Here is a 14,260-nt window from a genome sequence, read left to right as displayed (position 1 = left end):
GGGTTATACCGGTTGCGCGACCGTGGACGAACTTCGCACCCAATCGAAGTTCGTGCGCGTCACCTACGCTGGGATACGGGAGAGTCATGTACACGACGTGGCGATCACCAAAGAAGCACCGAATTACCGCATCGAATAAGAGCCCGCGTAGTTTTCATATTGGACCTTCCCGGACGACGGGCGCCATGCCAGATATCTATCGCGATCGCATCCTCATCCTCGATTTCGGCTCTCAAACTACCCAGCTCATCGCCCGGCGCATACGCGACGCCGGGGTCTATTGTGAGATCCATCCCTACGATCTCGCCGACGAGCGGATCCGGAGCTTTGAGCCGCGCGGCATCGTGCTCTCTGGCGGCCCGGAATCCGTCACGCTAGCGCCGGAGGCCGCGGCGCCCGCGCCGGTCTTTGCGCTCGGTGTGCCGGTGCTCGGTATCTGTTATGGGATGCAGACGATGGCGGCGCAGCTCGGCGGCGCGGTCGAATCCTCGCGCGTTCGGGAGTTCGGTTTCGCCCAGGTCTCGGTGTCCGGCCATTCCCTTCTGCTCAAGGATATCGAGGACCATCTGAGCCCGGATGGCCACGGGGTGCTGGATGTGTGGATGAGCCACGGCGATCGCGTTACCGAGTTACCGCCCGGATTTATCCGCATCGCCGCAACCGAGGGGGCGCCGATCGCCGGCATGGCCGACGAGGCGCGCCGGTATTATGGCCTGCAGTTCCATCCCGAGGTCACTCACACGCGCCAAGGGCAGCGCATCCTTGCCAGGTTTATCCATGAGATCTGCGGCTGCGGCAGCTCCTGGACCACCGCGAGCATCATCGCGGACAGCATGGCGCGCATGCGCGAGCGGGTCGGGCGGGATCGGGTCCTGCTGGCGCTTTCAGGTGGCGTCGATTCCTCGGTGGTCGCCGTGCTCTTGCGGCGTGCGATCGGTGATCAATTGACCTGCGTCTTCGTCGATAACGGCTTGCTGAGACTGAACGAGGCCGATCAAGTCACGGCGACATTCACGCGCCACCTTGGTGTCCAAGTGCTGCGCGTGAACGCCGCCGATCGCTTCCTCAATGCCTTGGCGGGCTTGCACGATCCCGAAGAGAAACGTAAGGCTGTCGGCCGGGAATTCATCCAGGTATTCGAGGAAGCGGCGCGGACACTTCCCAACGTAGCCTGGCTGGCTCAGGGCACTATTTATCCCGATGTCATCGAATCGGCGCATGCGGCGACCGGCAAGGCCCACGTCATCAAATCCCACCATAACGTGGGTGGCCTGCCAGAACGCATGCGGCTGACGCTGCTCGAACCCTTGCGGGAGCTATTCAAGGACGAGGTCCGCAAGATCGGCATCGATCTCGGCCTGCCCTACGATATGGTCTACCGCCACCCTTTCCCCGGCCCGGGGATCGCGGTCAGGATTTTAGGGGAAGTCACCGCGGCGCGCGCCGAGACCTTGCGCCAGGCGGATATAATCTTTATCGACGAGCTTCGCCGGCAGGAGTTGTATGAGAAAGTCAGCCAAGCTTTCGCGGTGTTGCTGCCGGTCAACTCGGTGGGTGTCACCGGCGATGCGCGCCACTACGCGCCGGTCATCGCCTTGCGAGCCGTCGAGACCTTGGATTTCATGACCGCCCGCTGGGCGCCGCTCGCGCACGAATTTCTGGATCACGTGGCGCGGCGAATTCTCAACGAGGTTCCCGGCGTCTCAAGGGTGGTGTATGACATCTCCGGCAAACCGCCGGCGACCATCGAGTGGGAATGAACGGCGAGGACTCGGCGTTCCGGCCAGGGGGCCTAAGGGCAGCGGATGATGAGCGCTGGATGCGGCAGGCGCTCGCTCTCGCCCGCCGTGCCGAAGAACACGGCGAAGTCCCCGTCGGCGCCGTCGTGGTGCTCAATGATGAGATCATTGGGGAAGGGTGGAACCAACCGATCCACCGCAACGATCCCACCGCCCATGCCGAGATCATGGCCCTGCGGCGTGCGGCGGAGCGGATTGGAAATTACCGCATGCCCGGCTGCTCTTTGATCGTAACCTTGGAACCCTGTGTCATGTGCGCGGGCGCCAGCGTGCATGCTCGGATCGCGCGGATGCTCTACGGTGCGCGTGATCCGCAGGCGGGGGCGGCGGGCAGCGTCTTCGAGATCCTAGGCAGCGGCCGCTTTAATCACTACGTGGAAGTGCGGGGCGGGATCCTCGAGGCCGAATGTTGTAGTTTACTTAAACAATTTTTTGAGCGGCGTCGCGTGGAAGCGAGGAACGCCGCGCAGGCATCACGGTGCGGCGGCTAGCGCGAGAGCTCGGGCGGCGATTGCAGCATCGGGGCTACCGGCTCGCCACCGCCGAGTCCTGCACCGGCGGTTGGGTAGCCCAGGCGGTGACCTCGATCGCGGGCAGCTCCGCGTGGTTCGAGCGCGGTTTCGTGACCTACTCGAATGCGGCCAAGCAGGAGATGTTGGGCGTCAAAGCCGAGACGCTCGAACGCTTCGGCGCCGTGAGCGGGGAGAGCGCCATCGAGATGGCCAAAGGCGCGCTCATGCATAGCCGAAGTGATATAAGCGTTGCCGTAACCGGGATCGCGGGGCCGGAGGGCGGCTCGGAGGACAAACCGGTCGGGACCGTATGGTTCGCCTGGGCCGGCGGCGGCCGCCCGCCGGTCACGGCGTGCGAGCATTTCGAGGGCTACCGGGGCGCCGTGCGCCGCCAAGCCGTCGAGACGGCGTTACGCGGGCTCATCGAGCGTCTGCAATGAATACCGAAGCGGTGAAATCGCGCCTTCCTCGGAGTGCGGCGCCCACCCAACGCTTGTTCTTTGCTTTGTGGCCGAGTGAGGAGGCGCGCGCGGGCCTGGCCGAGGTGATGGCCTCGTTACACGTACGCCAGGCCAAACCCGTGCCTGCGGACAACCTCCATATCACGCTCCTCTTCTTAGGCTCTGTCACGGCGCAAACACGGATCTGTGCCGAGAAGGTGGGAGAGGGGATCGCGGGACACCCGTTTGAGCTCCGACTCGATCAAATCGGCTACTGGCCAAAATCCGGGATCCTTTGGCTCGGTGCGCGCGAGGCGCCGGAGAGTCTCGCTGCTTTGGTTCGGAGTCTACACCTGGGGATCGCCGGCTGTGGCATTGATCTCGATGCGCGCCCGTTCAAACCCCATGTGACGTTGATGCGCAAGGCGCTGGTGGTCCGGCGCGAACGGCCGCTCGTTGCCGTCGCCTGGCGCGTCGATGACTTTGCCTTGGTCGAGTCCAAAACCACTCCCGACGGCTCGCATTATCAAGTGCTTACGAGTTGGCGGCTCGGCGCCGATTCATGCGGAGCGCAAGCGAGTCTTAGGGAACCTCTGCAAAAGTCCACGATCTGATCGATAGGCGCGAATACAGGCGAGGACGGTAATGAGCAAACAAATGACACTGGGCACGGGTTTCGAGAAGTACAGCAAGACCACGCGTCGAGAGAAATTTCTCACCGAGATGGACTGCATCGTGCCATGGGGCGAGCTGAGCGCGCTGATAGCGCCGGTGTATCCGAAGGCCGGGGACGGTCGCCCGCCGAAGGAGCTGGAGATGATGCTGCGGGTGTACTTTCTGCAGCAGTGGTTCAACCTCTCGGATCCGGGCGTGGAGGAAGCCCTGTACGACTCGATGTCGATGCGCCGGTTTGCGGGCATCGACCTGGGGGAGATGCCCGTGCCGGATGAATCCACGGTGCTGCGTTTCCGCCATTTGCTGGAGGCGCATGCGCTAGGGGAGAAGCTGTTCGAGCAGGTGCATGCGTACTTGGAGTGCCAGGGCATCAAGATCGGCACCGGCACGATTGTCGATGCCACGATTATCAGCGCCCCGCCCTCGACCAAGAACAAGGACAAGAGCCGCGATCCGGACATGCACCAGACCAAGAAAGGGAATCAGTGGTATTTCGGCATGAAAGCGCACATCGGGGTGGACAGCCAGACCAAACTCATCCACGCGGTGGCCGCCACCCCGGCCAATGTGCATGACTCGGTGTGTTTGCCCGATCTCTTGCACGGGGAGGAGACACGCGTCTGGGGTGACTCGGCCTATCAAGGACAGCGCGAGGTTATCCGAGAGCATGCTCCGAAGGCGAGAGACTTCACCAACCGTCGCTACCGGTACAAGGCTATGGTGAATGAGGAAGAACGGGCGAAAAACAAAACCAAGTCCAGCGTGCGCGCCAAGGTCGAGCACCCGTTCCTCATCATCAAACGCATCTTCGGATTCGTGAAGACCCGCTACAAGGGGTTGGAGAAGAACGCCCACCGGCTGTTCGTGACCTGTGCGCTGGCCAATTTGTATCTGATGCGTCGGCGGCTGTGGCGACTGTCGGAGGCATAGTGTGCCTGGGGTAGATCAAAGGCACGAAAATAACGCCGTGGGCGATGAAGAATCGGCCTCACGGAACGGGTTTCTATCCGAAATCGAATCGTATGCACGCCGCACAACCATTTTTGATTACTTGTTCAGAGGTTCCTTAGAGGATCGTCCCCATACCCTTAAGCCCGGCAAGCGCGCCAAGCCTGGCGCGATGTGGTAAGCTTTTTTCCTGATAAACCTTAGTTAGCTTCACGGAGAAACGATGACAGAACTGCCGGTGCACATGCTGATTGGCGAGGAGAACAGAGAAGGTGGGCTCCTCCTGTGCGGCCTGAATCATGGCTATAGTAAAGATGATGAAAGACGGGATGCTGCCGAGATTGATAGGTCGGCCCCTCACACGTCGTTCTTCTCCGACAGCGAAGTCAACGACTACGCCTTCAGAAACCGAATCGTCTCGTGGTTCGCACTTTGGGGTTACGAGCTTGCTCGAAGCAAGGAAACCGCGGGCCAGTTCGAGAAGTCGATAATCCAGACTAACTGGCTCCAGACCTGCTCAAACAACATGAGCGGAGTAAATACCCAGCAGGCTTGCGTAGAAGACAACGAATCCTTCTTGAGAACATGCGCAGCCTTGAAACCTGGCGCCATATTTTTCTTCGGAACGGAGCTTCTTTGCGCATTTACCTCTCCTCAGCTTTGCCGAGAGGTCGAGTCTGTCTTTGGTCCGAAAGTTGGCGGAACCAACTGGCTCCAAAAAGACGTGTATTTCAATGGTAAACCTCGAAGGCGCCTCCGGTTCGGTTTTCAGCACTACGAGAGGCTTGCGGTGGTAGCCTTGCCGCATGCCACCGGAGCGCAAGGTGTGGCGCATGGCTACATTGAGGCGTTTAAGCCTGAAATGTCAGAAGTAATCGAATCTTGGTGGATCAAGCACAAAGAGAAGCTAACAAAGCCATGGAGCCCGACGCGCTAACGCGCGCGGCTCATGGCTGGCGATATCTTACGTGCGCCGGAGGACGGAAAATCAATGGATGAGAATCGAAAAAAGGCACTGGGAATGGCCTTGAGCCAGATCGAGAAGCAGTTCGGAAAAGGATCGGTCATGCGCATGGGTGATGTGCAAGCGGTCCGCGACGTTGATACCGTCTCTTCGGGATCGCTTGGGCTCGATATCGCGCTCGGTATTGGGGGTCTCCCGCGCGGCCGGATCATGGAAATCTACGGTCCGGAATCCTCGGGCAAGACCACCTTGGCCTTGCACGCCGTGGCCGAGATACAGCGGTGCGGGGGCACCGCCGCCTTTGTGGATGCCGAGCATGCCTTGGACCCGAGCTACGCGGGAAAAGTCGGGGTCAAGGTCGATGATCTGCTGGTCTCGCAACCGGACACCGGCGAGCAGGCGCTCGAGATCACGGACATGCTGGTGCGTTCGGGCGCGGTCGATTGCATCGTGATCGACTCGGTCGCGGCGCTGACGCCGAAGGCCGAGATCGAGGGTGAAATGGGCGATACGCACGTAGGCCTGCAAGCGCGCCTCATGTCGCAAGCCTTGCGCAAACTGACCGGCAACATCAAGCGTGCCAATGGCTTGGTAATTTTCATCAACCAGATCCGCATGAAAATCGGTGTCATGTTCGGCAACCCCGAGACCACGACCGGAGGCAACGCCCTCAAGTTTTACGCCTCGGTTCGGCTCGACATCCGCCGCATCGGCTCCATCAAACGCGACGAGGAGATCGTCGGCAACGAGACCCGCGTCAAGGTCGTGAAGAACAAATTGGCGCCCCCCTTCAAAGAGGCGATCTTCGATATTCTGTACGGCGAGGGTGTCTCGCGCGCCGGAGAGGTGGTGGACCTCGGTGTCGCGGGCGGGATCATCGAGAAGACCGGGGCCTGGTACAGCTACCGGGGCGAGCGCATCGGGCAGGGAAAGGAAAATGCCCGGACCTTTCTCAAGGAACATCCCGATAAAGCGGCCGCAATCGAGCAGGCAATCCGCGCGAAGTTCCTGCCGGGTAATGCGGAACGCAGCCCGGTGGCCGAGGAGGCGCGGGCCTGAACGACAGAGCGCTCCGGTATGCTTTCAGAGCTTGTGAAAAAATCGTCGCGAGCGATGGGAGGTCGCGTGCCGCCGGAGCGCAGGACGGTTTCGCCGGGAGCGAAACGGAGCGCAAGCCCCGAAGGGGCGAGCCCCAAGGATGGGGCGAGCAACCGGAGTGTATATGGAGATACATGAGGATTCCGAGCACCGCCGGAACGCGAGATCCCGAGCGCAGCAGATTTATTCACAAGCTCTCAGTCTTCTCGCGCGACGCGAATACAGCCGCAAGGAACTCGCGGCGCGGCTTACGCGGCGCGGCAGCCCGGGGGATCTCGCGCAGCAGGTCTTGCGCGAGCTCGCGGCCGCGGGCTGGCAGAGCGATGAACGCTTTGCGGGCGCCTTTGCCGCGTCGAAAACCGAACGCGGATACGGTCCCTTGCGGATCATTGCCGAGCTGAAGGAACGCGGCATCGACGCGGAGATCATCGCGGCATCAATCCGTACCGGGGACCCGTGCTGGGAAGAACATATGCTTCAAGCCAGGGTCAGACACTTTGGCACGCGGGTACCTGTGGATAGGAAGGAGCGGGCGCGTCAAGCACGCTACTTGGTAAACCGAGGATTCATTCCGGAGCGGGTCTGGCGCGCGTTAGATACAGACGATTGAATTCTATGTCGATAAAAAGCAGCTCCGAGGTCCGGCGGGCATTCCTGGATTTCTTCAGCACGCGCGAGCATACGATTGTTCCCAGCTCACCGCTGGTGCCGGCCAACGATCCGACGCTTTTGTTCACCAATGCCGGTATGGTGCAATTCAAGAATGTCTTCTTAGGGCGCGAGCAGCACCCCTTTCAGCGCGCCGTCTCCTGCCAGGCATGCGTGCGCGCCGGCGGCAAGCACAACGATCTCGAGAACGTCGGATACACCGCGCGCCACCATACCTTTTTCGAGATGCTTGGAAACTTCAGCTTCGGTGATTATTTCAAACGCGAGGCGATTCACTACGCCTGGGAGTTTTTAACCGGGTCCTTGGGCATCGATCCCGCAAGGCTCTGGATCACGGTTTTCCGGGACGACGACGAGGCGGCCTCGGTGTGGCTGGATGAGATCAAGGTCGATAAGCGCCGACTTTCGCGCTGCGGAGCAGAAGACAACTTCTGGACCATGGGCGCGACGGGTCCCTGTGGTCCCTGCTCGGAGATCTTTTTCGACCACGGCGCGGCGATCGCGGGCGGGCCGCCCGGGAGCCCGGAGCAGAACGGCGATCGCTATGTGGAGATTTGGAACCTGGTATTTACCCAGTATGACCGCGATGACAGCGGACGCTTGCACCCGATTCCGCATCCCTCGGTCGATACCGGGATGGGCTTGGAGCGCATCGCCGCTGTCATGCAAGGTGTCCACAGTAACTACGACATCGATGTGTTCCGCGCCCTGACGGGCGCGGTCACCGCTTTGGTCAGCGACAAAGACGCCGTGCATCGGACCTCGGTTCAGGCGATTGCCGATCACATCCGTTCCTGCGCCTTCGTCGCCGCGGAGGGCGTGGTCCCCTCCAACGATGGCCGGGGTTACGTGCTCCGGCGCATCATCCGCCGGGCCATTCGGCACGGGCATCGGCTCGGGTTACTGAAACCTTTCTTTCACCGGCTGGTATCGGTGCTCGCAACCGAGATGGGTGCGGTTTATCCGAGATTGCCGGAGGGGCGAGTTGCTATCGAGCGGGTTTTGAAGCAGGAAGAGGAGCGCTTTGCCGAGACGCTTGATCTCGGGCTCAAGCTTCTGGAGCGTTCGATTGCCGATCTGTCTGGGAGCGTGATCCCGGGGCGCGATGTGTTTCAACTCTACGATACCTACGGTTTCCCGGTCGATCTCACCGCCGACATCGCGCGTGAGCGCGGTTTGACCTTGGACATGGAGGGATTCGAGCGGGAGATGGAGCAACAGCGCGAACGGGCGCGGACGGCCAGCCAGTTCGGGCAGCCGGGGGCAATGGAGGCGCTCTTGCCCGCACTTGCGGCCGATGATCCGCTGCGCGTTTCGGGCAGCGAGTTCACCGGTTACGCGGGGATAAAGAGTGAGTCCCGTGTCGTGGCGCTGTATCGGCAGGGGGAGCGGGTTCCCGCGCTGCAAGCCGGGGAGCAGGGGGTCGTGGTGCTCGATAGAACGCCGTTTTATGCCGAAGCCGGCGGACAAGTGGGTGATATTGGGGATCTATGCGCACGCGAGGGCCTGTTTCGCGTCTCGGATACCCAGAGACTGGGCGGCGCCACACTGCACCTCGGATCGCTTACGAGGGGAGTCCTAAAAGAAGGGGAGTCCGTCCACGCGCAGGTCGATCCGGTCTTACGCTGCGCCACGGCGCTTAATCATTCCGCGACGCATCTGTTGCACGCGGCCCTGCGGCAAGTTCTGGGCGTGCATGTCATACAAAAGGGATCGTTAGTGGCGCCCGAGCGCTTGCGCTTCGATTTCTCGCACACGGGGCCGCTCGAGTCCGATGAGTTGCGTGAGGTGGAGCGCTTGGTCAACCGTGAGATCCGCGTCAATCGCGAGGTCGAGACCCGAATCATGCCCGTGGACCAGGCTCTTGAGAGCGGTGCCCTGGCGCTTTTCGGGGAGAAATACGCGGAGCAGGTGCGGGTGCTCAAGATAGGGGATTTCTCGGTCGAGCTATGCGGAGGTACGCATGTGCGGCATAGCGGTGACATCGGTTTATTCAAGATCGTGTCGGAGACCGGGGTCGCGGCCGGAGTCCGTCGCATCGAGGCCCAGACGGGAGAGGGGGCGCTCGCCTGGGTGACCCAGAGCGACCAGCAACTGCAGCAGATCGCGGATCTCTTGAATGCGCCGCGCGAGCAGCTCGGCGTCCGAGTAGAGCAGTTGTTGCAGAAGCTCAAGCACGAAGAAAAACAGAATCAGCAGCTTCGCGCCCGGCTCAGCACCGGACGCGATCTTTCCGAGGCCGCGGTCGAGATCGCCGGCGTCAAGGTACTCGCGGAGATCATCGATGACGCCGATCCCGCGTCCTTGCGCGCGGCCCTGGATCGCCTGAAGGATAAGCTCTCGCACGCGGTCATCGTGCTGGCAAGCGTGCAATCCGGAAAGGTACTCTTGGTGGCCGGCGTGGCCAAGGATCTGATACGCCATGTGAAGGCCGGCGATCTGGTGAATTTCGTCGCCCAACAGGTCGGCGGCAAGGGCGGGGGACGGTCTGACTTTGCTCAGGCCGGCGGCAGTGAACCGGGCAAATTAAAAGCTGCACTTGCCACGGTGAGCGACTGGGTTCGGGGCCAAATCGCGCCGTGAGGCCAGCCCGTATTCCAGTTCTATGGCTCTTAGGCTAAATTGGCCGGCCTTTGCGGCGGGTATGGCATTAATCGTACAAAAGTTCGGGGGAACCTCCGTCGGTAGCGTTGAACGCATCCGCGCCGTTGCGGAGCAGGTCGGCGCGGTCCACCGGACGGGTCATCAGGTGCTCGTGGTCGTCTCGGCGATGAGCGGCGAGACGGATCGGCTCATCGAACTGGCGAAAAACATCACCCCGCGACCGAACCCGAGGGAGCTCGACGTGTTGCTGGCGACGGGCGAGCAAGTAACGATTGCGCTCCTGTGCATGGCGTTGGAAGCGTCCGGGAAGCGCGCCCGTTCCTACACCGGTGCGCAAGTGCATATCCTGACGGACAGCGCTCATAACAAGGCCCGCATTCTCGACGTCAACGGCCAAAGGGTGCGGCAGGATCTCGACACCGGTATGATCGTGGTGGTAGCGGGATTTCAGGGAGTGGATGAAAAGGGAAATATCACCACCCTGGGCCGCGGGGGATCCGATACCACGGCGGTGGCGTTGGCCGCCGCGCTCAAGGCCGACGAATGTCAAATCTTTACCGATGTGGATGGTGTCTATACCACCGACCCGCGCATTGTGCCCGAGGCGCGCCGCCTCGAACGCCTCACCTACGAGGAAATGCTGGAGATGGCGAGCCTCGGCGCCAAGGTCCTGCAAATCCGCTCGGTGGAGTTCGCAAGTAAATACAATGTGCCGCTGCGCGTGCTCTCCTCGTTCGCGGAGGGCGGCGGAACGTTCATCGCTCCTGAGGATGCGTCTATGGAACAACCCCACCTGTCTGGAATCACCGTCAATCGTGACGAGGCGAAACTCACGGTCCTCGGTGTGCCCGATAAGCCGGGGATCGCCGCACGTATTCTGGGTCCGATCGCCGATGCGAACATCGAAGTCGATATGATCGTTCAAAACGTCGGGGCGGATGGGACCACGGATTTCACCTTTACGGTGCATCGAAACGACTATGACAGGGCATTAGAGGCACTTGGAAAAGTCGCCCGCGATCTGGCGGCACGTGGAGTCGAGGGGGATAACAAGATCGTGAAGATCTCGGTGGTAGGCGTGGGCATGCGTTCCCACGCCGGGATTGCGTCCAAGATGTTTCGGGCCTTGGCCGAGGAGGGCATCAACATTCGCATGATTTCAACCTCCGAAATCAAGATTTCCGTTGTTGTTGATGAGAAATATCTAGAGCTTGGGGTTCGGACCTTACACAGTGCGTTCAGTCTGGAAAAAAGTTCCACCTAAGCAGTTAAACGCTCAGCAATTCGTCTCGCATTTAGCGTTTGCACGGGTTAAACTGGTCAATGTAGGGCAGGAGCCCTTTGCTTTAAGGCTGGGAACAAAGCACAAATTCTCAGGCGTCAAGTACGCTAGTGATAATGGAGGCAGGAGATGCTGATACTGACTAGGAGAGTCGGCGAGTCATTGATGATTGGCGACAACGTCACTGTAACGGTGCTTGGGGTGAAGGGAAACCAAGTACGTATAGGCGTGAACGCACCGAAGGAAATCGCCGTGCATAGAGAGGAGATCTACCAGCGGATCCAACAGGAACTGGCGGGGGGGATAGGCAAGTCCAGCGTCGCCGTGGAGCCGGTGGAGCCGGAGCTAGAAAAAGGTGTACAGCAACGATAAACCTTACCTTTAGACTGGGCGGGTCTACGATAACCTAGACAAAGCGCAGGTGTTTAAAGAGTGGAGAGATGGCCGAGCGGCTGAAGGCACTCCCCTGCTAAGGGAGTATGGGGCTAAAAACTCCATCGAGGGTTCGAATCCCTCTCTCTCCGCCACCCTCACGTCTACAACCCGCAGACGATCGGGGATCTTCGACTGCGCCCGTAGCTCAGTTGGATAGAGTACCTGGCTACGAACCAGGGGGTCGGGAGTTCGAATCTCTCCGGGCGCGCCATAAATCAAGGACTTACGTTGGGTAAAATTTGGCCACTGTGCTATAAAACGGCTAGTGTGCTATTGAGCAGGTTTCACCCGTTCTGGTTTGCGCCGGTAAACCAGCCGGGTAAGCGCGGCATCGGCATGGGCGAGGAGTTGCCGAGCGCGTTCTAAGCTCGGTGCGTCAGAAGCACACTTCGCACGCAAATCGTGCTCGGTGAACCGCTCTTTGACCTTGGTATTTGCCATTACTTTGGTCATGAAGCGTTGCCAGAGCGAATCCCATCCATTGGCCGTGCCGTCTGCCTTCACGTACGATTCTCCCCGGCGAGTACAAAAAAGCCACGGCGCGATATCTTTAGGCCGGGCGGCAAGGGCGGCCTCCACAGCCGCGCGCAAGCTTTGTGACCATTCGATAATCAGCCGCTTACCCGTGGTCTTAGCGGTCTTGCGGGGCGCCACATGGATCCCATCCTCGCGGATATCCGCCATGCGCAGCCCAAGGAGATCGGCGCGTCTCAAACCCGTGAGTAGTTTGATCGATATATAGGCACGTAGGACTGGGCCTGCCACTGAGAGCGCCTCGACGATCTCCCAATCTTCGACATAGCGAGTACGCGGCGGAGTCCCCGCGCGTATCACCTTGCCCTTAATCGGATGGGCCTCGATGAGGCCCCATTCGATGGCCTTGGTGTAAGTATGAGAAAGGACCTCGATCTCGCGCTTGGCGGCCACACGCGCCCCGCGCTTGTCGAGATATTGGTATACGTGCTTGGGCTTGAGGGTTTCCAACGGCATGTGTCCGAACACGGCCTTGAGGCGCTTGATCGCCGGTATATTGCTCTGTTGTGTCTTGGGTGCCTTCGCTGGCACGACCTCTGCCGCATAGCGGTCGAGGAGCTCACCAACGGTCCTTGCCTCACGAGAGCCCGGGATGCGCTGTGCCCATACTGTATATGCATCCGGCAGCGTGCGTCCGAGTTTGAATTTTCGCTTGGCGTCCCATTGCATCTCGAGTCCGGGCGGTACTTGATAATAATACGCACCATGTTGATAGCACCAGCGCAGAGGCAGGCCTTTATTTTCAGGGTTACGCTTTCGCGGTGCCATTGAGCGCACTCCAATCGGGTTCGGCAGGGGCTTTAAGCAAAGATTGATGCACACCCATCCGCCTAAACAAATAAGCCCTAAGCACCAAGGGCTTGCCATCGATGCGGATGATGTGCTCAATGCCTTCGGCACGCAATGCGGCAATCTGCGTCCACCGCTTGCGGCCGGTAAGCTCAATCATTTCACTGGTCGTGAGAAAGGTGCCAGCGTTTATCATGATAACACGAGCCAAATGTGGCGTATCCAAACCCGCTGGAATCATCGCGATCAATCGCAGCATGGCGCCTTGCTGCCTCTGGGAGTGTAATATTGCGACCGGAGACACTCCTCAACCGTCACATACTTACTATCTACAGGGAAATAGTATAAACGTCACGAATAGCTTGTATCCTGGCTGAAATGCCATTCGGTGCTCGTAATAAGCGGGAGGATCCAAATTGCTTAGCACATGGTCTGTTTTTGTGGGACCGCAAGAATTTCTTGAGGTCACTGACTCCTCAGGGTACGCTTTAGCAGCGACCGCTTAAAAGGCGGGCAGGAAGGGAAAAGCTCGCTTTAATTTTCTGAACATTGAGGCGATTTAACTCTATTCGTATTACTCACGTTCGCCTTCAAGAACGTTTCTTTAGCGTAGTCAAGCGATTCCGGCGCCGGTACTTGCGATGCTCTACCATGGTGGCAATCACACGGCCCCGATTCCGTTGATCAATTACAAGCATTGGGTAGTCGTCGTTCAATGGCGCCAGTTCTATGACCGGGTTCCCTTTGTCGTCGAACCCGCGGGGCCGATACTTCCGGAAGGTCACTTTCTCTTCTTTATCCAACTTGGCGACAACGAAATCACCGGGTTGAGGCGGCAGCTCGGGATCCAGGATCACGATATCCCCAGGGTAGAACTCCTCGAGCATGCTCTCGCCCTCGATGACCAGTCCAAAAGCGCGATCGCTCAAGTTTTCTATATTGGTCCAAACGTTTTCGGTGCGCGCGGTGATGGGATAGGGTTCAGGACTCGCGGTCCACTCTGCGGCTTGTTGGTAATTGCAGACGGGCATAATTTGATCGCCGTAGGCCGAGACCACCACATTTTCCCGGTTGCCGATGAACGGTTTTCCACGCCTAGGGCGCCCTCGGGAAGGGGGTACATCGAACAGTAATTCTTCGGGGGTCGTTTCGAGTAATTCCGCGACGCTCTCAATTCTCTTCCTGCTCGGGGCCGTTGCATCGGCTTCCCAGAGTTGCACCGACTGAGGTTTGACTCCGATTTGGCGTGCGAGCTCGGATTGGGTCCAACCTTTGCGGGCCCGCGCCGCGGCGATTCGCTTTCCGATGGTCACGAAACCACTATACAAGTGTTGCTTGTTTTCTGCACGATGCACAAGAACGTCTTGACTTATGAATGATAAACTTGTAAATAAGTTATATCATGAGCACGGCGTTGGATATGGCTATACAGGTGCTAGGAAGTCAAGCAGCCCTTGCCCGCCACTTGGGGATCCGCCCGCAAGCCGTCCAGCAGTGGACCATCACGGGGC

General features: G+C 59.7%; 15 protein-coding genes and 2 tRNA genes. 14 read left to right on the top strand and 3 right to left on the bottom strand.

The window, feature by feature from the left end:
* The 14 genes from M3436_14325 to M3436_14260 form a co-directional block, all read left to right on the top strand.
* On the top strand, positions 1–139 hold a 139-nt coding region (locus M3436_14325), incomplete at its 5' end, for an IMP dehydrogenase (GenBank protein MDQ3565253.1).
* A 46-nt stretch (positions 140–185) separates the two neighbouring features.
* Positions 186–1,760, top strand: coding sequence for a glutamine-hydrolyzing GMP synthase (guaA, locus tag M3436_14320; GenBank protein MDQ3565252.1), 1,575 nt, complete (start codon positions 186–188; stop codon positions 1,758–1,760).
* The gene (tadA, locus tag M3436_14315; protein MDQ3565251.1) at positions 1,757–2,290 is read left to right on the top strand and encodes a tRNA adenosine(34) deaminase TadA; all 534 of its coding nucleotides are present in this window, start codon (positions 1,757–1,759) and stop codon (positions 2,288–2,290) included. The genes guaA and tadA overlap by 4 nt, the downstream gene beginning before the upstream one ends.
* On the top strand, positions 2,278–2,751 hold the full coding sequence (pncC, locus tag M3436_14310) for a nicotinamide-nucleotide amidase (protein ID MDQ3565250.1): 474 nt from the start codon (positions 2,278–2,280) through the stop codon (positions 2,749–2,751). The genes tadA and pncC overlap by 13 nt, the downstream gene beginning before the upstream one ends.
* On the top strand, positions 2,748–3,365 hold the full coding sequence (thpR, locus tag M3436_14305; GenBank protein MDQ3565249.1) for an RNA 2',3'-cyclic phosphodiesterase: 618 nt from the start codon (positions 2,748–2,750) through the stop codon (positions 3,363–3,365). Before pncC ends, thpR begins: the two co-directional genes overlap by 4 nt.
* Before the next feature lie 31 nt (positions 3,366–3,396).
* Positions 3,397–4,356, top strand: coding sequence for an IS5 family transposase (locus tag M3436_14300; protein MDQ3565248.1), 960 nt, complete (start codon positions 3,397–3,399; stop codon positions 4,354–4,356).
* 241 nt (positions 4,357–4,597) lie between these two features.
* Complete coding sequence (locus M3436_14295; GenBank protein ID MDQ3565247.1) at positions 4,598–5,311, top strand: hypothetical protein; 714 nt, start codon at positions 4,598–4,600, stop codon at positions 5,309–5,311.
* A 54-nt stretch (positions 5,312–5,365) separates the two neighbouring features.
* Positions 5,366–6,397: a recombinase RecA gene (recA, locus tag M3436_14290; GenBank protein MDQ3565246.1), complete on the top strand. Its 1,032-nt coding sequence runs from the start codon at positions 5,366–5,368 to the stop codon at positions 6,395–6,397.
* Positions 6,398–6,560: 163 nt separating this feature from the next.
* Positions 6,561–7,046: a recombination regulator RecX gene (locus M3436_14285; protein MDQ3565245.1), complete on the top strand. Its 486-nt coding sequence runs from the start codon at positions 6,561–6,563 to the stop codon at positions 7,044–7,046.
* 11 nt (positions 7,047–7,057) lie between these two features.
* Positions 7,058–9,688, top strand: coding sequence for an alanine--tRNA ligase (gene alaS, locus M3436_14280; GenBank protein ID MDQ3565244.1), 2,631 nt, complete (start codon positions 7,058–7,060; stop codon positions 9,686–9,688).
* Between the two features lie 61 nt (positions 9,689–9,749).
* Positions 9,750–10,973 carry an aspartate kinase gene (locus M3436_14275; GenBank protein MDQ3565243.1) on the top strand — a complete coding sequence of 408 codons (1,224 nt, stop codon included), beginning with the start codon at positions 9,750–9,752 and terminating at the stop codon, positions 10,971–10,973.
* Between the two features lie 147 nt (positions 10,974–11,120).
* Positions 11,121–11,363, top strand: coding sequence for a carbon storage regulator CsrA (gene csrA / locus M3436_14270; protein MDQ3565242.1), 243 nt, complete (start codon positions 11,121–11,123; stop codon positions 11,361–11,363).
* 62 nt (positions 11,364–11,425) lie between these two features.
* Positions 11,426–11,518 (top strand) — tRNA-Ser (locus M3436_14265).
* A gap of 42 nt (positions 11,519–11,560) precedes the next feature.
* Positions 11,561–11,637 (top strand) — tRNA-Arg (locus tag M3436_14260).
* A 59-nt stretch (positions 11,638–11,696) separates the two neighbouring features.
* Here the strand turns inward: M3436_14260 and M3436_14255 are convergent.
* The 3 genes from M3436_14255 to M3436_14245 all read right to left on the bottom strand — a co-directional run bounded on the left by M3436_14255 (position 11,697) and on the right by M3436_14245 (position 14,062).
* A complete protein-coding gene (locus tag M3436_14255) occupies positions 11,697–12,728 on the bottom strand; it encodes a tyrosine-type recombinase/integrase (GenBank protein MDQ3565241.1) in 1,032 nt (343 codons plus the stop codon).
* The gene (locus M3436_14250) at positions 12,709–13,008 is read right to left on the bottom strand and encodes a DUF4224 domain-containing protein (GenBank protein ID MDQ3565240.1); all 300 of its coding nucleotides are present in this window, start codon (positions 13,006–13,008) and stop codon (positions 12,709–12,711) included. The genes M3436_14255 and M3436_14250 overlap by 20 nt, the downstream gene beginning before the upstream one ends.
* A 331-nt stretch (positions 13,009–13,339) precedes the next feature.
* The gene (locus tag M3436_14245; protein ID MDQ3565239.1) at positions 13,340–14,062 is read right to left on the bottom strand and encodes a helix-turn-helix domain-containing protein; all 723 of its coding nucleotides are present in this window, start codon (positions 14,060–14,062) and stop codon (positions 13,340–13,342) included.
* Positions 14,063–14,260 lie beyond the last annotated feature (198 nt).

It is taken from the genome of Pseudomonadota bacterium, from assembly GCA_030859565.1.
In the GTDB taxonomy this organism is placed as follows: Bacteria; Pseudomonadota; Gammaproteobacteria; order JACCXJ01; family JACCXJ01; genus USCg-Taylor.
This window is presented reverse-complemented; position numbering and strand designations above follow the sequence as displayed.